The organism is Chengkuizengella axinellae (genome assembly GCF_030730905.1).
Lineage (GTDB): Bacteria > Bacillota > Bacilli > Paenibacillales > KCTC-33759 > Chengkuizengella > Chengkuizengella axinellae.
On record NZ_JAVAMP010000012.1, the window covers coordinates 128,959 to 153,634 of the forward strand.

The 24,676-nt window shown below is 30.8% G+C and carries 19 protein-coding genes and 1 pseudogene; 6 read left to right on the forward strand and 14 right to left on the reverse strand.

Translation table 11 applies throughout. The features are described from left to right. Window positions 1–96 precede the first annotated feature (96 nt). The gene (locus Q5Y73_RS19035; protein ID WP_305993506.1) at window positions 97–3,024 is read right to left on the reverse strand and encodes a hypothetical protein; all 2,928 of its coding nucleotides are present in this window, start codon (window positions 3,022–3,024) and stop codon (window positions 97–99) included. Between the two features lie 501 nt (window positions 3,025–3,525). Next, window positions 3,526–4,494 carry an MBL fold metallo-hydrolase gene (locus Q5Y73_RS19040; RefSeq protein ID WP_305993507.1) on the reverse strand — a complete coding sequence of 323 codons (969 nt, stop codon included), beginning with the start codon at window positions 4,492–4,494 and terminating at the stop codon, window positions 3,526–3,528. A gap of 585 nt (window positions 4,495–5,079) precedes the next feature. Between Q5Y73_RS19040 and Q5Y73_RS19045 the strand changes: the two genes are divergently transcribed. The 3 genes from Q5Y73_RS19045 (at window position 5,080) to Q5Y73_RS19055 (ending at window position 7,598) form a co-directional block, all read left to right on the forward strand. After that, window positions 5,080–6,276, forward strand: coding sequence for an IS110 family RNA-guided transposase (locus Q5Y73_RS19045; RefSeq protein ID WP_305993508.1), 1,197 nt, complete (start codon window positions 5,080–5,082; stop codon window positions 6,274–6,276). A 257-nt stretch (window positions 6,277–6,533) separates the two neighbouring features. Next, a complete protein-coding gene (locus tag Q5Y73_RS19050; protein ID WP_305993509.1) occupies window positions 6,534–7,043 on the forward strand; it encodes a GNAT family N-acetyltransferase in 510 nt (169 codons plus the stop codon). A gap of 168 nt (window positions 7,044–7,211) precedes the next feature. Beyond that, window positions 7,212–7,598, forward strand: a complete 387-nt coding sequence (locus Q5Y73_RS19055) for a hypothetical protein (protein WP_305993510.1) — start codon at window positions 7,212–7,214, stop codon at window positions 7,596–7,598. 183 nt (window positions 7,599–7,781) lie between these two features. On the opposite strand, the gene Q5Y73_RS19060 is transcribed toward Q5Y73_RS19055, so the two are convergent. The 5 genes from Q5Y73_RS19060 to Q5Y73_RS19080 form a co-directional block, all read right to left on the reverse strand. Next, a complete protein-coding gene (locus tag Q5Y73_RS19060; protein ID WP_305993511.1) occupies window positions 7,782–8,255 on the reverse strand; it encodes a hypothetical protein in 474 nt (157 codons plus the stop codon). Then, entirely contained in the window at window positions 8,227–10,368 is a 2,142-nt protein-coding gene (locus tag Q5Y73_RS19065) for a site-specific integrase (RefSeq protein ID WP_305993512.1), read from the reverse strand. The genes Q5Y73_RS19060 and Q5Y73_RS19065 overlap by 29 nt, the downstream gene beginning before the upstream one ends. Continuing rightward, window positions 10,368–11,534: a tyrosine-type recombinase/integrase gene (locus tag Q5Y73_RS19070; RefSeq protein ID WP_371320239.1), complete on the reverse strand. Its 1,167-nt coding sequence runs from the start codon at window positions 11,532–11,534 to the stop codon at window positions 10,368–10,370. Before Q5Y73_RS19070 ends, Q5Y73_RS19065 begins: the two co-directional genes overlap by 1 nt. A 676-nt stretch (window positions 11,535–12,210) precedes the next feature. Continuing rightward, window positions 12,211–13,497 carry an McrC family protein gene (locus Q5Y73_RS19075; protein WP_305993513.1) on the reverse strand — a complete coding sequence of 429 codons (1,287 nt, stop codon included), beginning with the start codon at window positions 13,495–13,497 and terminating at the stop codon, window positions 12,211–12,213. A 14-nt stretch (window positions 13,498–13,511) separates the two neighbouring features. Beyond that, window positions 13,512–16,139: a DUF8426 domain-containing protein gene (locus Q5Y73_RS19080; RefSeq protein ID WP_305993514.1), complete on the reverse strand. Its 2,628-nt coding sequence runs from the start codon at window positions 16,137–16,139 to the stop codon at window positions 13,512–13,514. A 229-nt stretch (window positions 16,140–16,368) separates the two neighbouring features. Between Q5Y73_RS19080 and Q5Y73_RS19085 the strand changes: the two genes are divergently transcribed. Beyond that, window positions 16,369–16,989: a restriction endonuclease gene (locus Q5Y73_RS19085; protein ID WP_305993515.1), complete on the forward strand. Its 621-nt coding sequence runs from the start codon at window positions 16,369–16,371 to the stop codon at window positions 16,987–16,989. A 333-nt stretch (window positions 16,990–17,322) separates the two neighbouring features. Further along, window positions 17,323–18,443, forward strand: a protein-coding gene (locus Q5Y73_RS19090) for an IS3 family transposase (RefSeq protein WP_305993516.1) whose coding sequence is annotated in 2 segments (ribosomal slippage) — window positions 17,323–17,572 and window positions 17,572–18,443 — 1,122 coding nt in all. Because the reading frame shifts where the segments join, the coding sequence is not laid out codon by codon here. A gap of 172 nt (window positions 18,444–18,615) precedes the next feature. On the opposite strand, the gene Q5Y73_RS19095 is transcribed toward Q5Y73_RS19090, so the two are convergent. The 7 genes and pseudogenes from Q5Y73_RS19095 to Q5Y73_RS19125 all read right to left on the reverse strand — a co-directional run bounded on the left by Q5Y73_RS19095 (window position 18,616) and on the right by Q5Y73_RS19125 (window position 23,048). Next, a complete protein-coding gene (locus tag Q5Y73_RS19095; RefSeq protein ID WP_305993517.1) occupies window positions 18,616–18,774 on the reverse strand; it encodes a hypothetical protein in 159 nt (52 codons plus the stop codon). 73 nt (window positions 18,775–18,847) lie between these two features. Further along, window positions 18,848–19,018 carry a hypothetical protein gene (locus Q5Y73_RS19100; RefSeq protein WP_305993518.1) on the reverse strand — a complete coding sequence of 57 codons (171 nt, stop codon included), beginning with the start codon at window positions 19,016–19,018 and terminating at the stop codon, window positions 18,848–18,850. Further along, window positions 18,996–20,114, reverse strand: a complete 1,119-nt coding sequence (locus tag Q5Y73_RS19105) for a hypothetical protein (protein ID WP_305993519.1) — start codon at window positions 20,112–20,114, stop codon at window positions 18,996–18,998. The genes Q5Y73_RS19100 and Q5Y73_RS19105 overlap by 23 nt, the downstream gene beginning before the upstream one ends. Window positions 20,115–20,222: 108 nt before the next feature. Next, on the reverse strand, window positions 20,223–20,456 hold the full coding sequence (locus tag Q5Y73_RS19110) for a hypothetical protein (protein WP_305993520.1): 234 nt from the start codon (window positions 20,454–20,456) through the stop codon (window positions 20,223–20,225). Window positions 20,457–20,541: 85 nt separating this feature from the next. Next, entirely contained in the window at window positions 20,542–21,375 is an 834-nt protein-coding gene (locus Q5Y73_RS19115; protein ID WP_305993521.1) for a hypothetical protein, read from the reverse strand. A 90-nt stretch (window positions 21,376–21,465) separates the two neighbouring features. Continuing rightward, window positions 21,466–21,966: pseudogene (locus Q5Y73_RS19120) on the reverse strand (CHC2 zinc finger domain-containing protein); the annotation flags it as partial. Between the two features lie 92 nt (window positions 21,967–22,058). Continuing rightward, window positions 22,059–23,048 carry a RecT family recombinase gene (locus Q5Y73_RS19125; RefSeq protein WP_305993523.1) on the reverse strand — a complete coding sequence of 330 codons (990 nt, stop codon included), beginning with the start codon at window positions 23,046–23,048 and terminating at the stop codon, window positions 22,059–22,061. 648 nt (window positions 23,049–23,696) lie between these two features. Here Q5Y73_RS19125 and Q5Y73_RS19130 point away from each other — a divergent pair. After that, entirely contained in the window at window positions 23,697–24,497 is an 801-nt protein-coding gene (locus Q5Y73_RS19130; protein WP_305993524.1) for a PDDEXK family nuclease, read from the forward strand. Window positions 24,498–24,676 lie beyond the last annotated feature (179 nt).

Below are 24,676 nucleotides of genomic sequence, written 5' to 3' on the forward strand. Positions count from 1 at the left end.
AATAAATTTTAAAACCTCATTGTAATTCTCAATTTTTATACCTATATCCTATCCTTAAGACTATCTTTCCTTTATGTATTTTGGTTTTCAAAAAAATCATGATTTAGATTTATCTTTTATAACTTTACTTACAATTGCATCTAATATGGAAATTGCTTGATCTCTTGATTCCTCATTAAAATGAAAAATACGATTAATCTCTCTATATGCTGATAGAATATTAGCGTCAACATCCTTACCATACTTCAAGACATTGTCTATACTTGAATTACGATCTTCAATAAGTGAGTCTAGTAATCGCTGTATGTATAGGTCGGCGAATTTATCTAAGTTATCTCCTTTAGCAATTAATCTACGAAAATTAAGTACCTCATTTAAATATTCTTGTGAATCTTTGGTATCATGACCAACCCTGATAGATGAATTATTGAATGGATTTTTTTCCTCCCCTATATATAAGTTCTCTAATTGTTTTTTAAATGAAACTTCATTACTATCGAGAGGCTTACGATCATAAATTTCTTTGTTTTTACCTAAAAAATTATCCCGCATTGAGATAAGAACTGATTCTACTTTCTCACGGTTACTAGTGAAAACTTCCACCAACCTCTTTGTATATCTTTCATTAGAAAAGATCTCATTATAACACTCTTGAAAGATCATATCCCATCTATGCCGATGTACACCGGAGTATCCCAGCTGATTTTCTTTAATATATTCCCCATTAACCCTCTTAGCATTCGCTCTAATAGTATTCCAACGCATATCTTTCCAATTAGTAATTGAAGATTTATCAAAAAACATAATAAGAAGTTCTTTTACTTCTTCTTTTATTCTTTTGTAACTTTCACTTTCTTTACTTTCCAGTTCTTCTATAAGTTCCTCTGGGATTATGTCTATACTATTTTTTTCTTTAATAAGAATTGAGATCAATATTTTCCTCATTCGCTCCTTATTGATTACATTAAACTTTGGATTTCCTGTACCACAAAATGCTCCTATGTTAGTTCTTAGCGTCTGATATACAATCGTCTTTTTTCCAGTGCTAAATTTTAGTTTTTTATCTAAAGCTTGTTTCAATTCAGATGAAAAAAGATATTGAACAGCTTTAGGGGCATTCACATCTCCCAATTTCCAAGAAGTATTCACTTCCTTATTTTTTAAGTTGAATATATCAATCCCAGTAAAAATACAATATAAGGTGACCTGAGGTTCAACTTCATATATCAGAGGTACAATGTAATCTAATTCTGTTGGACGGCCAGAATCTAATTTCTTTAAATAAAGAACAGCGTCAATCCCTTGCTTGGCAGTGTTTAATCTCTTCTCTCTATTTTCTTTTTGTTCAGTAAAAAAATCTTTTAGCAATCTTTTTTTACTAACACCTTTTTCGATATGATCTAAACCATATGTATCTACAAATGTTATTGATTTTATATTTAAATCATCAAACATTAAAGCAAATTCATTTGAAAATGAATCCGTTATAGTCACCTTTCTAATCATGGAAGTTAGTGAATCTATTCTTATATCCAAATTGCCCTTTTTGCTTTTTTTAGATATTGCGACAGTTTTTAAACATTTAGACAGGAGATTTTGTTTTTCTGTATTCAAATCATTTAATTTAAATACTAACTTACCTTTAATACCTAATAACTGAAATTGTTTCTGAATAGTTTCATAAAAACATGAAAATACATCCTCTATAAATATATCTAAATCATTACCGAAGAAATTCTCTTTATTCTGCGAATTTTGGTCCATTATTTCAGTACATATAAAATCTAAAATATTATTTATATAAATAGGTACAACATCATTTGAACCAGTATAACGCTTATAAAGACTCATTTTTTCTTTTTCATTTGACTTTCTGATAACTGATGTTGTTTTAAGTTGACTCTTTACCCCCTCCCCTTTCTCAAACAAAAAATCAAATTCATGGACAGAGAAAAAGCCTTTCTTTTCATATAAAATTTTTTCAAGCTGTTTTTTTAGAGAATGTTTATCCTTACATATATATCTTTCTTTTGGATAAGAATAATGATATATTCTTCTCACAATTTTATTTTGTACTTTACTTTTCTGCTCTATACCTCTACCTTTCTTCTGAACATCACTTATTACATCTTTAAAACCATAATTAATGATTTGACGGAGTCCGTCGTCTTCGTTATTATTTGCCAAATCTTTAAACTCAATCATTTTAAGTAGTTCAAACTCAATATCCTGTAAAAAATCGTCATCAAATATTTTCATACATTTAATTTCTTTTTCTAGATTTGTAATTTCACTTAGAATACTAAGATAATTTTCCACTATTATTATATTGTCAATTTCTCCTTTGTTGATTATTAACGGAGAAGTAATGTTTATTATTTTACTCCCAATAACATGACCACTTTTTTGTTTTTCTTCGTTTATGAGATGTAACTTAGCATTTAACTCCTTCATATAGCATAAATGATCTTCATAAATGTCTAACTCTTTAAATCCAAAGTAGTTAACAAACATAAACGAAATAATATCAAACCAGATGTCGTCTTTTCTCTTCTGACAAAAATCCTCCCTATTATGAAACAAAACTTCTACATTCGGTTTCTTTTCGAATCTAGTAAATATATACTCAACTTCCGTTCTAGTCGTTTGTCCATCACCAGAGGAGTTAATCTTATCTCTGTTCAAGGCGAATGATTTTATAAAAGATGATTTCCCTGCCCCACTTCCACCAATTACAAGTACGGATAGATCTTCCTCTTGGTCTGATCTTTCCTTTAGCCATCTGATTTCAAGTGAATCTTCTACTTGTTCAAATAATATACATCCTGACTCTCTAAGATAATTCATAATATGTTTCAGAGTTATAAAATAGATATTCTTAAACGGATTTCCTTCATTCTCCAAATAAGGTATTGATTGATTCATACCTATCAATGTATTATTATCTGAAAAAACTGGTGCCCCAGACAATCCCTCTAGAATCTGATAATCTTTAAGATCAGAATAGTGGTGATAATCATCCATAATTCTATAAGACAACACAGTATTTTTAAAATTTGATAATAATTCAACCTCTCCATTTAATACGATCTTGTCATTGGTCTCTTCTTTAATAATTCCAGGAAAGCCAAATGTCTCAACTCTCTGCCTAGGTAATGGATCCTCAAATGATATTTTATGATTAAATGGAAGTTTATGATTTTTAATTCCAACTAATATTGCAAATACATCATCTTCTTTTAATAACGAATCACCAATAAACACATTTTCTATTGAATACTCAATCGTATTATGATTGAAATCAAAGATATCTATCCTTATGTAGTCATTGATATTACTTTTAATCTTTTTTTTATCTATACTATCTATGCCATCATTCCACAGTAAATGAAATGTCGAGAGAACAATATAATATTCAGTTTCAGAATTTTCCTTATATTTACAGGGGAGAATTATGCCTGTTGTCATACTATTAAACGTTGATACTTTCACTACATTTGTCAACATTTTGTTAACTCCTTCCTTTTATATTTCAATTAAATTTACAAACTTTATTTGATTACTATCTTTATAATTTGAAAGGAGATGAAGTCCAACTGGGCAGAAAAGTTGGTTTTCTGGTCGTTCTAATATCTTATCTAATACAACAGTACTGGGATGGTGACTTGTACTTTTTGATAGAGGTAACATTATTTGCTTACAGTGGTATTCATCCATAAGATTAAGTATTTTCTCATTATTACTTATCGATCCATGATGCGCCAGCATGATTAAATCAAAAGTTGAATTAAATTTTATATTTTGTAATTGTTCTAATATTCTTGAATAGAAATTATCACTTGAGAGTAAAATGGACCTCCCCTTATAATTTACAACGAAGGATAAGGAAGATTCATTAATCAATTTTGAGTCTTTTTTTTGGACATTCCACTTTTTCATTAGCCTCTTTATTGTTTCTTTTAATGGAAGTAGAATATCGATAATAATTAGATCTTCTTGCTTATTAATAGGTTCCAGTTTATTAATACCACGAACACAAACCTCAAAACCATTAATCTCAAATCTTTTATTTTGTTCATAGGTACGAACTAATGAAAGATTCGGGAATTTATCGATTATTTTCTTCAAACGAATTCCTTGTTTGTAACTAATGGTTGCTGGATCAACAAGATCATTAAAAATAATAAAACAATCTTGTGATAAATCTATGTATTTCTCAACATCAGAATGATTGAGTAGTTTCAATACTCCACCTATATGATCATCGTCAATGTGAGTTACAACTATTCCATTAATACTTTTCCTTTCACATCCGTGATCTTCATTTTCCTCAGAATGAGTAGGTTGAATCATATCCATAATATTATCAATGTTAATTGGATTTCTCTCAGGACCACCATCAACTAATATTCTAACCATTCGACCTTCATTGTTAAAATTAATAACGTATGAATCTCCAAAGCCAACATTAATCATTTCAATATAAAACCTCAAATAGTATCTCCCCTTGTTACGTAATAGATATGTATGAGATTAAGGATTCGACAAAATACTCTTTTCCCCTTCCATCAGTTTCCAAAATCTTATGATTAGAACAAACCTTTCCAAATTAGTTATTTCACGATATGGTCCAAATCATAATAAAGCGCATCTCTTAAAGTTTTATTAAAACTGTTAAAAAGACATTATTATAAATGAGAGTCTATTATCTTATATGATGTGTAACATTATAAAGACAATAAGTCAAAGGATAGATAAAGTAGAATTATTAACTTTATCTATCCTTTTTTCTGTTACGTCTTCTTTTACTTTCATCTGCTACAAATGGGCCAGATCGTATTATGAGGTTAGCCAGTATTTCTGGTTGACCTATTTTTAATAGGTATTATTCTTAAAGTAGCCGGGGTAGAACGTTCGGGCCATTGGGATTCGATCCCGTCCACAATACTGTTCACCCCCTACTTGTAGAAACATGTTTGAGGCTGGTTGGGACATTGATCCCGTATAACAAGCGAAGCTATGAAACTACAAGATAGGTTAGGGGCTGCCGGCAAATCTATTAAAGGGAAGTGATATGGCATGGATCCAGTCATTGGTCTGGATGTTGCAAAAGGAGAAAGCCAAGTTCAAGCCTTTCTAGAAAAGAAAACTCCTTACAAAAAGAGTTTTAAATTTAAGCATAATCGAATGGGCTTACATGATTTTTATTTATTTTATCAGGAATTAGAGCAATTAGCTGGTCAATCTCCCAGTGTTATTTTTGAATCAACGGGACACTATCACGAGCCTGTCTTGCAGTTTTTAGAGGATCATGGTGTAACCTATTATTTAGTTAATCCTGTCATTTCATATGAGGCTAAAAAAGTGAGTCTACGAAAAGTTAAAACAGATGCAATAGATGCTTATCACCTCTGTGAGTTGTATTACAAGGAAGACTTAGAAGCATTTCAAAAGAAAAGTGTTCAAACACTAAACCTTCGTAATCTCAGTAGACAACATGATTCTTTGACGGGAACCTACGTACAAACCAAATTGCAGTTTCACACTATTTTAGATCAGATCTTTCCTGAATATAAAGGTGTATTTGGGGATTTATTTTCAAAGGTTTCCTTACGCACCCTACTATCTTTTCAGACACCTAAAGAGGTTGAAGAACTGAGTCTTAGTGAAATTGCATCTGAAATTCATCATTTATGTAGGAGTCGTTCTGAGTCCTGGTCCATGAAGAAGGCGGAAGAATTGAAATCTGCCGCAAACAAAAATCCATATAAACAAACACTTTATTACAGCCATCTTATTAGTTTAAGAATGTATATTGAAATGCTTCTTCAATACCAAAAACACCTATCCCAGTTAGAGGCCGAGATAGATGCTATGGCTCAAGAGTTTGAATCTTATCATATTATTCGATCAATTCCCGGAATTGGAGGTAAGATTGCGGCAACAATCATCTCTGAGATTGGTGAGATTGATCGATTTAATAACCCTAAAAAGCTCGTTGCCTTCGCAGGAATCGATCCTAGTGTTCATGAATCAGGCAAATTTAAAGCGAGTATTAATCGTATAACGAAAAGAGGCTCTAGTAAGCTCAGACAGGTTTTATATACAGCAGTACAATGTGGTCTGATAAACACTCGAAATCCTAGATTAAAAGAATTCTATGATAGGAAACGAGAGGAAGGTAAGCCACATAAAGTCGCTGTCATTGCTTGTGCTAATAAGCTCGTTCATTGGATTTATGTTTTACTAAAAAGAAAAGAGACATTTGTGATATAACTTATACCATAAAAATCAATTAAAAGAAAATTATTCCTATTACTTTTAAGGAAGATTATTTGGTATGTTTATTTTCATCTTAACACAACAAGAATAATTTTTTTAGAGGTTATTCTTGACTTCCTATTAGCTGGTATTGTGGAAGAACTAATCGACTTAAGTATGATATTATTAATTACAATATCTAAAGTAAAGTGCTAATTTAGCATAGCATTAATGTTCAATAAAATAAGATGTTTATATATAAAGGAGACCATATGAATATTAGATTGTTAGAATCATCTGATGCAAAAAAATATTGGGATTTAAGGTTGGAAGCATTAAAAGAAAACCCAGAGGCTTTCGCCCAAAGTTATGATGAAGCTATTAAAAGAGAAAATCCAATAGAAGGTGTGGCCAAAAATATATCTAGTAACGGAAACTTCACTTTTGGAGCATTTAAGGGTGAAGAACTGGTAGGAGTTGTTACTTTACTACAAGAAACATCAATAAAACTAAAACATAGAGCCAATATATTAGGAATGTATGTTAGTCCTCAAATGCGTGGATTAAGTATTGGTGAAGAACTCCTTCTTATTGCAATCAAAAAAGCAAAATCTATAGAAACGCTAGAGAAAGTCAATTTAACCGTTGTAACAACTAACGTTGCTGCAAAGAATCTATATGAAAAATTAGGATTTAAAATCTTTGGATTAGAAGAACAAGCATTAAAAGTACATGATGAGTATTATGATGAAAATTATATGGTATTGATTTTGAATGATTGAAATTTTTCTTAAAGAACGATGAACATTGGATGATTTTAATTAGATGATATGCCTCAACAAATTGAACCTTTGGGGTGGAGTTGTATTAATAAATTGACTAGTAAGTAATAACAGTCGGAAAAACAATCATTTACTCATAAATATAGATAGGAGATAATTTTGTAAAATATGGCTTTTTTCAAAAAATTAAGTTTCACCATATTATTTTTCTCATTGTTTTTTCTTAGCTCTTGTAGTAACTCTTATACATTAGAATCTAAAAGTAGTAGTGATAATTGGGAAGTAATTTATACTTTTGTAAGTTCCGGTGAATATGGAACTCAAACTGCAAAATTAAATTATTTGGGTGATAGAAGTGATTTTATAAAAAATGTAAATATAGAAGTGAAATCAAGTATTGGTACTTCTTCTGGTCATTTTAAAAATGTGACAGGGAATAGGTTTGATGATATATCAGCAAGTGGAGGGAGGAATCTAAAAATAAAAGAAGATGAGATTATTGAAATTATTATTGAATGGGATAATCAAATAGAAGAATTATATATAGAATTATAGCAAGTGAAGAAGTTCTGATAGAGATAATAAGTTCTTCCACAAAATGGCGCTTTTGTTGAACAAGAAGTAAAAGTTGATACATATTACATGTTCAATATGTATCAACTTTATTTATTATGGTTTTTTATAAAGACTAGACTAGATTAGTTAACTTTATAATTCTGTATATCCCTAAAACTTTCTCTATTTAAACAATTCAAATTGATTAGTTATCCATATTTTGTTTTTTTCTGCAATATACTGTTCCGCCTGAATTAATCTTTGTACAAGTTCTTTCTTAGTTAAGGACATGTATTTATTTTCTACGTTTTTTAAATTCCTTTGCAAAGTTAGCTTTTGATACTCAGCACGTTTGACGTTTGTAAATTGTTTAAATCTAGATTTATGACTTTTTTGTTTCTGTTTATAAGTTTTACTATGTTGTTTATAATGGTCGTACAATTCTGGATTAGAACGAATGGTATTTTTATGAATACCTCTACCACTAGGATCGATTTCTTTGGACTTATCTGAAATTGTCTCAAGTGTGACAGGGATACCTTGATTGACTAAAAGATCAATTGCTTCTTTTCCTAATTGAATCGAGCGATTTTTTTGTTTCTGATGATTATCCTTTAACCACGATCGTTTACTTGTCGAATTGAATGTGTGGCTCATATGTTTGTTCCTCTCTATATTCTTCAATTAACTTTATTTCTTTTAGCTCATTACGTGCAAGCTTTCTCATTGTTCTTGCTTTTTTTACTTCGATATTTAGTCCCATCTCTGAGTATCGTTTCTCCATATCTTTTGATAAATTAATCACATCAAATAATTCTTGTTTTTTTTCGGGTTCAGGTATTTTAGCATGGCATCCTAAACATTCCATCTTAATTGGACATATATGATCTGTTACACATGTGCCCCCTAATACATTGTTAAGAACACCTACTCTTTCTTTATGTTCCTTTAACTCTTTTTCAAGCTCTTGAGGACTTCGAAGCACCGTCTCATCTATGTCAATATAGTCAGAAATCACATCATGTAAATCTCCAACGGATTTAGCTACCTGAGTTGGAGTTGGCTCTGAATAATAACCAGTTATGTTAACATCTCGTTGGTGCAATATTTTTGCCACAATATCTACAGGCATTTTCTGTCGTTGCACAGCTTCTGTAGCAAAAGCATGCCGTAATAAATGTGTTTTAACAATGACAGGAGTACCTTCTTGTGTTTCAAATCGTAATCCATGAAGTAAAAAATGCAAACTAGAGTATAAAGCATGATCTCTTAGTGCTTTATAATTATATTGGAATAAATAAGGTTTAGGTTTAGTAAACAAATGTTTTCGAGTGTGGCTATATTTAACACTTGGAATTCTATCATTCTTATAATGTTCTTTTAATAGTTTTGAAACTGATTGAATTAGTTTCATTGATTGTTCACTTATATAAAAAGGTTCTACTTCATCTCTACCTTTTGGAACGGCATAAAAAGAAAACCTTAATTTATCTCCAATTTTTATTATCCGAATACACTCTTTTGTATGGCTAAGTTGTAAAATTTCATTTAATCTCGCACCTGTTGTGGTCGAAAGGTCTAATGCTAACAATCCCAGCATTGTCGCTATATATAAAGGTTCCACATCTATAAGAATCCCTTTAGCTTTATCCTGTATTCGAGATATAAACTTGCTTGGGGTTAATATCCCTTTATGTCGTGAATAAAATGGTGTTGGGTTTTCATTCGAATCCACTTTTCCATAGCCCCACGTTTGTAATAACTGACGTTTTGATGTTATCTCGTTATCTTTAGAGTTTTGAGTCCATTTTCCAAATATTCCTTCTTCAAAAAGTTCCATAAACCAAAGACCATCTGCAAAATCTTCATTATCAATCCTTTCTGATTTTATAAACTCGACGAAGAATTGATTGTTTTCTTCTGAATATGTGCTAGTTTGATTTCTTGCAGTGCTTATAGTAGATAGAGAAAATTGATCTTGGTGGTATAATACAAAGGATGGTTTATCCCACAAACGAAAATAAAACCGTTCTCCAACTCGCTCAGGTTCATCGTAAGAAAAATCTAAAGGTAAACCTGTATTGTTCCTTTTGACTTGTTCACATGCTTTTAAAAAAGCTTGTCGTAGACGCTTCATTTGATTGCAACGGAAATGTCCCTCTGCACGAATTTGAGGAAGTAAAGGAACAATGGCATCTGTTTCACTCTTTCTAATGTTTTTTCTATCTTCAAAAACTGATTTTCTATAGGAAAAATCTCTTGAGTAAAAAGATGGATTTGGAAATAAATATTTCTTAAAGTCCGTTTGCTGTTCTCTGCTCAATTTTGATGTAACCCATTTACTTGTTTTAGTAGCCCCAGCTTTGTAATGTTTTAAAAAATCCATCCTCATATTATTAGAATGCTCTGAGAATATAGTGCCTTTTAGATATTGATACATATGAATTTCAACATCAAACTCTGATATGTCTTTTAAATGAAAACTATCAAATACATTTTTTAATCTATTAGAAAGTACTACACATATATTACTTATACTCTGAACATCTGCATTTCTCTCTCTATAAACAAACATAATAAGTAACAGATGATTGTTCCACGGCTTATCTATTACGTTATTAACAAAATAGTTTAAGTTTTTTTCATCTACTTTATCTAATATAAATGTACCTCTTATGTCTTGTAAGTGGAGAACTTGATTGTCTACTTTATTTAATAATTGTTGGTAAAAAGGAGAGTTTGATTTTACTGTTGTTATTTCCAATGTCATCACTCCAGTCCATCTAAAAACTCTTGTATTTTGTCATCGATTTTAAATTCTTTCGTAGTTTCCAAGGATGGTAGAAATGATTTTCCCTTTCGCTTACGTTTGTTTTGTTCGACATATTCTTTTTCATTTTTTTTCATGTGCTCTAGCATTCTATCATGTGATTCTCTATGTTTTTGTTCATCGAAATGATGTTCGTATATCTCAATAGTACTGCTATTTGACCATCTTACATATTTAATCAATTCACTTTTCCTTTGCTCTATTTCTGCTTTAGTTTTAGATGTATTATAAATTTCATTTACCCTTGTAGTAACAAACCAATGCCTTGATTTATGTGGGTTCAATTTTATCTCACATTTATTCATTGCTTTGTTCCAGTGATAATACCATGCATTATAATTATGAGGGGTTCCTGAGTCCGTAAGAAATATTGGTTCATTGTCTGGTAATGCTTCGAAATTACGGTTAAAGCTATCTAGTATTATGCGCTCATTATTTATGTATCGAAACAAAAGCTTTACTGTATCTTTACTAAAACGAAGAAACTTTACTCTTCTTCCATGACTCCCTTTATTGAATGTGTTGACTTCTTGAAACGATTTTCGGGTTCGATAATCTCCAATAGTTAACTTTATCACTTCAGATGCTCTTGCTCCTGTCTCAAAAAGCATACGAGCAATAACAACTTCTCTCAAGGACCAATTCACCTTTTTTCCTGCCTGATAAATTCTATAAGGTAGGTGTGGATCATCAATAATTTCAGGCCTCCATTCTTCATTGACAAGTTTAAAATATGAGTCAGTTAATCTCCGATGTGGAATAGGGTCTTCTGTGCCTGCTACTGTTGGCATACGAAGCTTTCCCTTTCTAGCACCTGTAGTTTGGTTCGTATATTCTTCCAAAATGGATTGGGAGTTTACAAGTGGATTAGAATACTTATATTGTTTCAATTGAATAAGGGACTTATAAAACGATTTCAAAGCTGATAAAAATCGGTTAACTGTGTTAGGACTTTTGTTTGTACGATTCACTAAGAAAAAAGAGTTATTCTCTCGTATCTTGCATGCCATTTCGTCCATAAGATAAGTTTCAAATGCTTCTCGTATAACTTGTGGATGGTCATCCCATTGAATACGTTTCCCCTGATAATTACTATATAGTTCCATCCAACCAAAAAAAGGAAGAAGTGATTTTAGATATGATAACGCAGAACTTTTGCTGATCTTCCCTAAACAATCTTGATAGAACTCCGTTAAGGGTAAAAAAGGTTCGTTTCGAGGGTCAAATACTAATAATTCAAATCGACTTTCAACTCCCTCAGGGCGATAATTATACCAATATTTAAATACAATGAGTTATCACCTGCTTAATCTGTGTTGTTATTTTGATTTTAAAAAAACATATTTTCAACTAGATATCTGATAGAAGTATGTGTTACAGTTTCTGAGATATTATACTCCACCTCTATTATTACTGTAAATAATTGATTTTGTAGTAAGATAGTGAGTTAGTTTAAAAGGTTTTTTACATGAAAAAAAGTACACCACTATATCAAGTGATCTACTTTTTGATGTAATGTATAACATTATATTAAAATACAAATTATCAAAGTAATATGAATAATATATATGTATTTAATTTTACAGAGTAAAATGCGCTTTATTATGAAAGAATGAAACAAACTAGTTATCTTTCAAATTTTCTTGTAATCATTTTTCTAACTCTTATGCCTTTTAATAATGAAATAAGTTGTTTTAATAATTCAATATCATTCATATATGTTGGAATCAAACATTCCAATATACCACTATTCAATAAAAGGCTGATTCACCAACACTGCCTTCAATTGGACTTTTCAATAAAACTTATAAGATCATTAATACTAACTTCAATATCATTTAATTTAATAAAAAATACTCTTACTACTACATTATCATTGCTCTTAAATTGAATATCTTCTGTATATATCATTTCATCACTATGTGGATACAAAAGCCAAATTTCATTTGTTTCATATTTTTTAGCATAGGCATACATTTGATACATATCGGATTGTGCAATTCCATAATTAGATCTCGAATCATTTTTAATTTTTTTCCATTTAGTGTCTAAAATAATTCTCCTACTATTCTGATTTTCAAGTACTATGTCTGGTTTTAGCGCAAATTGACGTTCGAAAAGGTAATATCCTTTGTCTTGCAATGAAACATGCCATTCTGTACCTGATAGAGCTTTTTTCAGACTTCTACCTACATACGCCTCAAATACTTTCTCCATAGGAAACAGTAATGCTCTTGCAGTTGTATTACCTGAAAATGTAGTAAAACTTTTATTTAATAAGAAAACTTTAGACCATTGTATTAAAATTTTATAATCTTTTGTATTTCTATCAATAGTAACTTTATTAAAATCTTTCACGTAATTGTGTGAAGTAATTATTAACTCAAAACTTGTTAATAATCGACGTATTTCCTTGATGTTTTCTGAACTTGAAGATATTTTCATGAGTTTTAAGAGTGTAGCCTTAATCAATCTATTTTCAGCTCTATTCATCCCATACTCATCAAACCTTACATAGAACCTTTCTTTATGAACAATATTTTTTTTAATATGTTCATTGAAAACTAGTTTTCCTTTGTAGAGATTACTATTACTTTCTTCTGAGTAGTATGTAGATTTCAAACCCTTTTTTACTAGATTTCGAACTTCTTGAATATATAAATTAATAAATATTTCATATAAACTCATTCGTTCTAACTTCAGGTTTGTATCATTAAAAACCTTACTTGGAAAATCCCTCATGCTCTTTAACATCCGTAAAAATGTACGTTTTGTATCATCTATGTCTTTTGAATCTATTTTAGGAAGAACTTGTATTTGTGTACCATTTTTCAATTGAACTACACCAACATAGTTCTTTGCACGAATGACTTTACCTACATTCCGTCTCGAAGTAAGACTAAAAAAATCTAAAGCATCAGACTCCTCTTCATTTTTAAATGTTAAAATAAGATCTTCTAATTCTTTAAATGATATGCTGTCTAGATGCTTATATTGACTGTCATTTTTATATTCTTCATTACAGGTAATTAACTCATATTCTTTAATTTCCAATAGTTTCTTCTGCATAGATTCTTCACACTCTACTCATAGATTTTAATGTAGCTTTCCTCTTTATAAAAAGCATCATTTTGAACACTAAACTTCTTTTCAGGAAAATCAACATCTGGATTACCTTTAAAGATTTCTTTTATTTTTAATGCCTCATCCTTAATAAACTTAAAATCCTCATCTTTTTCGTTATCACCTAAAACGAGTTGTATTTTACTGTAATCTTCATAGAAATACTCTTGCATCAAAGGAAGAATTGAATTTTGAAAAATATCAGCAAGTGTCTCTAATGTTGGCTCTTTAGCAAGTGAAACAAAATAGGCATGTCCTATCGTATGTTCACGATCAAACAGGAATTCTATTCTTGCATTAATCGTTTTGAGCATCCTCATTATATCAATTTCACCAACTTTAATTCCCTCTAATACTTCTTCGTTAGGCATTATTTCTATAAATTTAAATCTTCGTCTTAGTGCTGTATCCATTAATGCAATCGATCTATCTGCAGTATTCATAGTTCCAATTATAAAAACATTATTAGGTACACCAAAATCAGTCCCAGAATATGGTAACCTTGCTGTTGTTGCTTCTGGTTTTCCTAATCGTTTAGTTGATTCAATCAATGTAATTAATTCACCAAAAATTTTAGAAATGTTTCCTCTGTTAATTTCATCAATAATAAAGACATAGTTCTCTTTGTTCTCTTCTACAACAACATCTTGATTATTTAAATGTTTATTAATCAGTTTATTCATTTCTGTTTGATCAATCTTATCAAGTCTATAAACAGTAGAGCTTGTCAGCTTAGTTCCTTGATTAATATTAACTATATTTTCTTTAATGCCAGTTGCTATCCATTGAACAGATCTGCTTCTGGGGTATTGATCAACATCATCAAGCCACTCAGCACCCCCTGTAACAATTCCAATTCCATCAATATGCTCCTGATCTAACAAAGTCAGAACAATATCACCAACTTTCATTTCATCCTGAAAGTACATTAAAATACCCTTTTCTTTATTTGAATGGAATACAGACTTATCCGTTAAAACTTTGTCTCTATTTGCCCAATCTATTCTTATCCTATTATTTTTAAAACAATCATCTTTAATCTCGTTGATACCGCTGCTTTTTAAAGATACTTTCCATATAGTAGGGCTCGAGTTTATTCCTAACGAGGTACTCTTAACCTTAATCTGCTTTGCTTTATCACAGAATTTTTTAAATGAACCAGACTCAATTTTGTATTCTAAATTTTCCGTGTCTTCATCATCATGAGATGTTAGTTTTGGCTTTATACCTTCAATGAACTCTTCATATCCATATGATTGGTGAAATGTAGTAAATGCTATCTTGCCATCAGCTTTATACTTTTTATATCTTTCAAAAACAGATGAATACAATTCTTGATTAACTTCATCAATTGATTTTTTCTCAATTATAGCTACAGCATAAATTACAGTATTATATGTTTTACCCGTGCCAGGAGGACCATATAATATCATATTCTTATTACTTTCTAGCATATTCAATTTCCCCTCCCTAATATTTGATTCCATACCATCATTCGATGGATATTTTGTAGTTTCCGTACCTTCACCTAAGACAAGTTCATAATAAGGAATTAAAGCATTCACTGCGTTCAACATACCATTAATTATCCCTTTATCATCATGGAATTTAGTTTCTATATGATCTCTAGTGATAATCCGAGCAATTTGAATTTTTCTATAAATCCCATCATCAATAAGCTGCTTAACTTCTTTTGTTGAAAGAGTTAGATCTGTCTTCATTTCCTTTTTGCTTGCAATGTATATTAAATCGTCTGACGCTTCTGAAATGTCTTTATTCAATAATCGATGATGCTTGATGTAATCTTCATCTTTACTTTGTTTTTCATCTAATTCCACAGAAAATTTAAATCTAGCCTTCCCCTCAACAATCTCAGCGAATAAAGATAAGCTTGTGGGACAATCCTCTTGACCCTTCATCTTCATCTGCCTCCATAGGTATTTTCTTGCTTTGTTTCCTCCACCGTTCAACCATTTGCGTTTACCATATCTCTTTAATCCAAAACGTTTCTCACATAGATCCACCATTTTATCTAGTTCATCAACAGCGGCACCACCTGCAGCCTTTAACTTTAAAAGCACAGGTTTCCTAGATGGATCTGCTTTTTTAGGATCTTGGTAAGCCTGTCCTCCGTATTCATCAAGATAATCTAAGATGGATATGCATTTAATATCATTAGTTGAAATTTGAACATTACCACCTGTAAACATTAATGTATATTCCTTAGTAATAAAGTCTTGTATTTCTTTAATTTGTTTAGGTCCTAGATTGGTATTCACTATATCACTTTGATTTAGATCCGGTACTTCTTTAATCCCGCCAAATTCACCTTGAAAAGATAGACGCCTAGATGAATTATCTCCTTCACGAAGATAGTTAAATGTATTTTTAGTATGGTCCGCATTAAACCATTGTGAAATTCTTGCACTATTAACATTTTGTTTACAAAGTTCTAGAGCTTTGTTTTGTATATCTTTTTGTTTAAAATACATCATCTCCCGATTTGGATTAGTAGTATTATAGTATGTTTCATAGGCCATTATTGCTGTCGCTAACCATACAGATTCGTTGACTTCATACTTACTCATGACTTCACCTACCAATTTTTCATTTCTTTTATTATACAATGATCTTTTATATTACATAAGAAGTATGCTAATGAAAAAAAATGAGATGATTAAAATTATAGTTGAATGGGATAATCAAGTAGAAGAATTAAATTTAAGATTCTAGGCCAATAAAAGATTAATCTTATTGGACTTAACATTTCCATAATATTGAATAACCCTTTTATTCTTGGGAATAGTAACAATCGAGGTGAAGAATAAAATGGATTATGTGATATTAGCTTTAATTTTATTAACTGGATTAGGGGTATTCATATGGAAAAATCCCCATTTTTTTCAAATAAAATTAAAAAAATTTATACAATCCGACTTAGAATTTAAACAAACTTTAGCAATGGGATTGTATTATCGCTTCAATTATCCAACAAGAAAATTACCTGATGGCAGAGTCATGTTTGAAAAAAGCTCTAAAACTTTTCTAAAAGAACGCCCTCTTGATTTTGAACATTTTGTTGCTGATCTTATTAAGATAAACTATGGTGGGCAAGTTACTGTTTCAAAAGGATCAGGTGATTTTGGTATCGATTTTGAACACAGAGTAAAGGGGGCTTTGTATTTGGGTCAAGTTAAAGCATATAAAAATGACATTCCATATGATCCAATAGCATCAATACATTCAAACATGGTTAAGCATGACGCAAAAGGTGGGTATGTTATCAATACTGCTGGATTTTCTGAGGGAGCAAAACAATATGCCAAAGGTTTGAATATTAAACTTATTGATGGGGTAGAGTTAGTAAATTTATGGCTAACTTCTTTAAAAGTACAACAATACACTCAGAGCGATGAATTAGAGAGTAATATAGTTTAGAGTCAATTAATTAAATTTTGTGAAATAAAGTTTTATTATTATAAGGGGGTTCTAACCACCTTTAACAGATCCGTTCAAAGTTGAGCGGACTGTTTTTTTCATCTTTGCCTGTTTTGATTTCTACTTTAGGGATAGTTTGTAGACATTTCACTAATCTTCACTAATTATGTAATAATTTTAATACATTTCATCTTTTTCGAAGAGGATATCTCTATTTCCAATAATATTATGACCTTTTCCCATCTTTAATGATCTCTAGATCGGCTACACTTAACTGGACAGAAAAATTAAGGTCAAGTAGAATACAACTAATATCATTGAGGAGAATCTACTATGACAAAAAGAAAAAGAAGAACATTCACGCCCGAATTCAAACAACAAATGGTACAGCTTTATAAAAGTGGCAAGCCACGGAAAGATATTATCCGAGAATATGAATTAACACCTTCTGCTCTCGATAAATGGATTGTACAGAGTGAGACATCAGGATCGTTTAAAGAAAAAGATAATCTAACTCCAGAACAAATCGAACTAAACAAACTTCGGAAAGAAAACAAACAACTGTTAATGGAAAATGATATTTTAAAGCAAGCAGCGCTGATCATAGGACGAAAGTAAATGTGATTAAGAACAATCGTCACAAATACTCAATATCAGCAATGTGTAGAGTCCTACAAATTCCAAAGAGCACTTATTATTATGAAGCAAAAGATAATTCCTCAGAAGATGGTTTGACATCTACCATTATCGACATCTTCAATGAAAGTCGTCAAAATTATGGAACTCGCAAGATTAAGTTTGAGTTAAATAAGTTGGGATATGTGATATCTAGACGACGGATTGGTCGGATCATGAAAGAGCAGGGATTGGTTTCTACCTATACAATTGCACAATTCAAACCACACCCAACAACATGTAATGAGTCTAAGCAAAAAAATGAATTGGATCGTAAGTTTGATCAAGAAGAAGAATTGAATGTGGTCGTCAGTGATCTAACCTATGTAAGAGTCAATCAAAAATGGCATTATGTATGTGTATTTATTGATCTCTTTAACAGAGAAATCATTGGGTACAGTACAGGTCCTAACAAAGATGCAGCATTGGTTTATCGTGCATTTGCTTCCATCGGGAGGGACCTTCGTAAGATACAGTATTTCCACACAGACCGTGGAAATGAATTTAAAAACAAGTTGATAGATGAAGCGTTAGAGACATTTGAAATTAAACGATCTTTAAGTATGAAAGGTTGTCCCTATGATAATGCCGTAGCTGAAGCTACGTTTAAGATCATCAAAACAGAGTTTATTAGAAGGCGTCAATTTGCTAGTTTAGAAGAGTTAACCATAGAATTACAAGATTATATACATTGGTTTAATTACATTCTAATTCATGGAACATTAGGATATTTAAGCCCAATTGAATACAAACTTGAACACCTTAAAAAAGTTGTCTAGTTTAGCGTTGACATTCCATAATTCACACTCTTCCTTCTTAAGTATTTTTTATATTTCTGTATGACTATATATCTACCTCTAACAAGTCTGTTTAATACTGAGGGGAAAGTTTTTTTCTTTTCCTGATATATTACAACATACCCTCTCAAATAGCCATATTACTTTATAAAAATTATCTTTTTTCACCCTTTTTAATAATTTCATTAATCCTTCTTCTTTTTTTTTCTACATACTCATCTGTATCTCTTATATCTTTTTCTATCAATTCTTTTGTGTTTTGATTTTTTAACCCTCTAAAAGTTCCATAAACTATGCTATTTTTCTTTTTCATAACTCCTGCCTACTCCTTTTTTAAAACTAGTTATTACCGAAGTAGGCCACTAATATACAAAAAAACTTTGGCACTAGGCCAAAGTTCCATTATTCTTCTTGCTCTTCTCATTCTTTCTGTACAAGAGATCATGAATGTGTTTCCTGGAAGCTTCAATCTCTTTATCTGATTCTATTATCTGTTCATTAATTAACTTTACTGTATCTCTTTTTTTAAGTTCTCTAACTTCGTATTTTACGGACACCTTCAACACCCCCAGAAAGTTTATCAACGATTAACATAAAAATATTATTTATAAGAGAAAAAAACATCTTTTCACTTATTATACCATATTCGGTAATTAATCTAGTAGTTGCATTGCTTTTTTTCAATTCTAAGTGAAAATTAACAATCCAATCTCCGTTTCTAATAACAACAATACGTAAATCGTCTGAGTAATTAATTTCTTGGGTCGTGTGAGTAGTAACCTTCATATTTTTAAATATGTTTTCGTCATTAATATATGTCCCTTGATTAATGATTCTTTTTCCTACTATAGATTTTTTTCCAACTTCATATATAGTAAAAGGAAATATTTTAAAATGGCTTAAATTTATAGTTCCATCTTCTATTCTATCAAATATAGAAGATACTTCTTCAATGAATAATTGTAATAATCTACTGAATTGAGCATAGTAGTTCCTTCTATCTCTGAGTTTAGTAATTACTAATTCTTGTTCTTCAACAATCTCTTCTATTTGTTCTGCTGAAAAGATATATTTTTCTTTTTCAATATTAAACTGAAGCTGTATTTCTTTAAATACATTCCTCATCGTTTCTGATAACCGTTCATCTATTACCTCTCTAGTTGATAAAGACTCATGCATATAATGGAATATTTCCTCAAATGTAATATCATGAGAAAAAGCCTCATTAAATAAACGAAACTCAGTTTTTTTAGCGAATGCATAGGCATCAATATGAAAACTTTCACTTTCTAATTCAATCATGTCTAGATAATTAACCCTTAAAGTGACTAAGTATCCTACGATAAAACTAATGATTACCCAATATTTTGATTGAATGATTTCTAAGTATTCTGTATTAGGTAAAAGGATAGGGAGGAAACTAACTATCAAGGGTATAGACAATGATCTTGACAATAAATTAGTGAATTGATTTTGTATATTTTTTATATTACTTAATTGAGTAATAGGTTTTAAAATTAGAACCAATATCCAATTACTTCTTTTTGTTCTATTGTTTTGATCTCTAAACTTTTTTATATTATCATCAAACGTTTTAGATAGTTCTAAAATTCTGTTTGTGTAATACTTTTTTCGATCATTATCGTCTCTCATAACTTACCCCTTTCTAAGGCTTGTCCATGTTATTTTACCATATTAATCCAAGTAATAGATTGGATTTACTATAGTATTTAAATCTTTGCCGAATGGAAGGCATATTATTTAGTGTTTAGTGTATTGATAAAAAGTGTAATCTCTTCCCTTTTCTTGTTCATCCTCAATTTCTTTTTCCTCAATCACAAAATCAGCGTACAGGCCTCCAATGATTCCAACATATATTAAAACAGTAAAAGCCTGATTTATAGAAAGTAGATTGTTTTTTACGAGAATTAATGCTGCTAATTGAGTCATCATATGAAAAGAAATTAAAATTATAATTAATCTTTTTATCTTCATTTTTTTGCCCATCATCTATGTAAAGGGAGAGCCCCCTTATACACTCATGAGGGCTCCCTCCTCTATATTTTATTTTTAAATTAATTTAGACCGCATAATGATGTGTTGGTTTGATTTTTTCCTGTTGATTTTGCATTCTAATCACATTGTTATTAATGTACATTTGTCGAGACTTCTCTTCGTTTTTCATTTGAGTAATGACAAAAACTACATCTCTATCTATTTCTTTTTTGAAATTAGATACTTCCTTCTTGGAAATAACACCCTTTTTAATTAAGAGATCTATTCCTTCACTTGTCACCTTAGCATTTTCAATTACAAAATCGATTCCATACTCATTTGCAATATCATTTATATTAAATTGCGCTGGTTTAATCACGTAATTTACAGATCCAAAACTACAGGTCATTTTTTCTTTTTTTAGCTTTTCGCATAAAAGCATTTGCTTTTTTGCACCTGATTCAAGATCATCATAATGATGAAATTCTATGTTCGCTTGTTCCCAAAAATAAGCTAACTGCTCTAATAAATAAGATGAATAATCTAATGGTTGTAATTGTGGTTTAGCGTGTTTTTTGGGATACATTTTAATGTATCTTTCTCTAGGTTTTTCAAAAGGCTTTATTTTTTTAATGATTTCATCCTTCTTCATCATTTTGACAAAATCATCATTTAAGTAACCAAGATTAGCTAAATATTCATTAAGACCAACGTGATCCACTTCATACTTTGGCATCACTCGGTAAAAAGCAGATACATGTTTATTAAGCACTAATCTCTTACAATCTTTTGGAAAGCTAGCCATGATTTGATCTTTAATTATGTTCATTCGATGTTTAGCTCTTTGTTTCTCTGCATAGATTCCTTTTTCAAATATATCTTCCATAATTTTTGCTGCACCTACTAATTTTTCTTTCATCTTTATCTCTCCTAAATTACTCCCCGCCTAGTATAAGGGGAGTTGATTCTTAATCCCTGACTAGGAAGGGTAACTATTTAGGTTCGTTTTTTACTGGGTACTATTTTCAAAGAGAGTTACTCCAAGTTCTTTTTCTCTCTTTCTAATTTCTTCTATTGCTGCATTAACAGAATTTAGTCTAATGCCAAATTTGATAGTCATCACAGCTGATTTTTTTTCATATTCCAAAAATTGAAGCCAATGCCCCCATACTTTATCCCTAAATTGAAGGTATTCTTCATTCCCTATCTGTTTAATGATTCCCCAATTGGGTCTTCTTTCCAAATGTGAAAGTTCTGGAATGACTTCAGACATTTCTCGAAATTGAAAAGAAGTTAAGCTCTCAGCAGGGTGGCTACTTTTATTTGATTGAAATGTTTTTTGACTTTTAAGCTCTTCATATATTTCTTGCTCGCTTTTATCTTCGATCTTCGCTTTAAACTTGATTACACCGCCACCTTCACCACACCCAAAACATTTAAAAATGTTTTTTTCAGGGTTAATATAAAATGAAGGTGTTTTCTCTTCATGAAACGGACACAAGGCTTTATACTGACTGCGAGACTTCCTTAATGAAAGTCCATATATTTGAGCAACTTCATATATATCAGGTAAAAAATCACTCATATATCCTCCTCCAATCATTAAGATACTGCTGCAAGTTCAATATCATTAATAACAAAACAATTATCCTGACACGTTATAGTTATATGCACTCTACTATTTTCTCTAAGATCTAGTTCATTAATTTTCTCCATGATGTCTCCTAATGCGTACATATCTGCTTTTCTGTTGCAATCATCAGACAGAGTTAGTACATAATAAGGTGTACCCTGTTTTGAATTACCAGCTTTTATGCTTTTAAGTTGATAAGACATCCTAGGCACCTCATTAGGATGAGTTTGATATGATTCTGATCCCAGGTCAGTATTGTTCTCTTCAGATATTTCCATAGGATTTGGTTTGATTGATTCAGTCTTATTTTTATCTACTTCCTTATTTTCTGAAATTGCATTATCATTTATTGGCTGTTGAAATGGCGTGTTACTGTCATTTATGTCTCTAGGCGTTTCTACATTCATTTCTTCAAATGTATAGACACCTGTTAATGGAAACATGATTCTAAGTGCAGCAACCTCAGCAACTTTTTTAATCATGGCTGACGGCATTTGTCTCCATATGGATTTATTTGAATTTGCCTGATAATATTCTTTAAATGGTGCAAATTCAGTTTTGGGTACTACGCCTTTTTTATAGACAATAGCCCATCCTCCAATCACTTTTCCTCTAGTTGTCCCAAACTTGTGACGAACTTTTCCATTTTCAAATTCTAGTAAGTCTCCTTCACAGTACACTCCACTGTCAATGCCTTCATAATTGGGATCATTTTTTGCTGATTTTAAGTAACCATCTCTGGTTGTGATAAAGGAGTAATTGTACTTTTGATAATACTCACTCCATTTTTTAAGCATAATAAACTCGCCGGACATAGGGTTTAAACCGAGTTCTTTACATCTGTAAAGATACAGTATTAAATCTTCATCTTTGACATCATTAAAAGGTAAACTCATTATTTTGATAGCTGTAAGCTCCTCTGTAGTATATGAATCCATAATATTTGTTTTTTTACTCATTTTTTTGTCCTCCTAATATTTTTTGAATAAAAAAAGACCGCAAAACTCTAAAGAGTTTCTACGATCTTTTGGCTAGCAAGCACAATTGCTTACTTATTTACATTCAATTTCTTTGTCCAACATCATATTTTATATAAGGATAGGGATAACCCCTTGTCCTATAATAAATACGACAAGGGACTCCCTCCCTTCTTAAATTTAAACACAAAAAAAGTATGTTTGTATTTTGAACACATACTTAGTTTCTTTTTTCAGATCTCTGAGAACCAGAATCTGCAAAAATATGTTTTTTTGTTCCTCTCATTTTATCAGCGAGTATCATCCTATTTTGATACATGAGAAAAGTCGCTTAGTTCAGAATATTTCTATTTGAACCAGACCCGATAGCTTTTATGTGCTACTTGGATATCTATTTTAAAAATAGATTTCTACTCTTTTATTTAAAGAGATATTCATTTCATCTTATGTAATAGGAAAAGAATGGAATGAATATTATGCTCTCATTATAATATATTTTAGCTTATGGTGCAATAAAATGTAAAATAATTTGATTACTCTTTTTTATTTATTTTGGTTCCTTGTTAACTTGTTTGATAAAATAAAACTTATTGTTCAAAATAAAATTTGTATTTATGGAGGGAACGTTTAATGGTGTGGAAACCTGATTCGAATAAAGAAAACCTAGGATACCCAAAACCTGAGGAATTCGAAAATATGACTCAAGATCAATTTGAAAAATATTGCAATTCACTTTCCCTTGCCCCTACCCAATATGAATATGCTAAAGGAAATGCCTTGTCAAATCATTTTGATTTTATAAATACAGAACTAGAAAAAGTGGATATGGAAGGATTCCCAACGGTTAGTGTGAATAAGGATTTAGAGCTTGGATGGTTTCAATGGGGTGAACGATTAATGATGAAAAGAGAAGACTATGAAGATCTGTATGAAAGCTGCCGTCATAATTGGTCAAGAATGTGTGAGAGTCCTATTGAGTGTATCTTATTAAATGAAGTTAAAAAAATTGAACTAAACCCAATAATTAACTTAACTCTTGGTGAAATGCTACTTAAATGTAAAAGAGATATTGCAGGAAGGTTTACTGAGGGTGCAGGTGAACGATATGATCAAGTGTACATGACGATTGATGGGGATCGGCCAGTTCCTATTTTGATTGTAGAATGTGATGGTGAAGCAGATCACAATAATGTGAAAGATATAAAGAAGGATGCCAAGAAAGAGTATAACTTAAGTTATCACTTTCCATATGCACATGTACTTCGTTTTACCGGATCTGAAATTAATAATTCGAGTAAAAAGTGCGCTTCTATTATTAAAACAACTTTTGATTTTCTCTGTTCGATCTATCCTCAATTAAAAGCTAATCCAGACATGGTTGAAAAAATGAGGAACACAGCAATACAAAGATTTGTTAAAAGTATAGAATAATTTTTAAAGTATGGGAGTTAATATACGCTCCTTTTTCTTATTGCAAATTTGTTAATGGCTGTCACTTTTTCGAATTGATAAAAGGTGTATATCCAGTAAATGATGTTGCCAATGATGGTGTTACTCCCCGAAATCTCAGTATTCTTAAAATTTTAATGATAAGAATAACTACATTATTC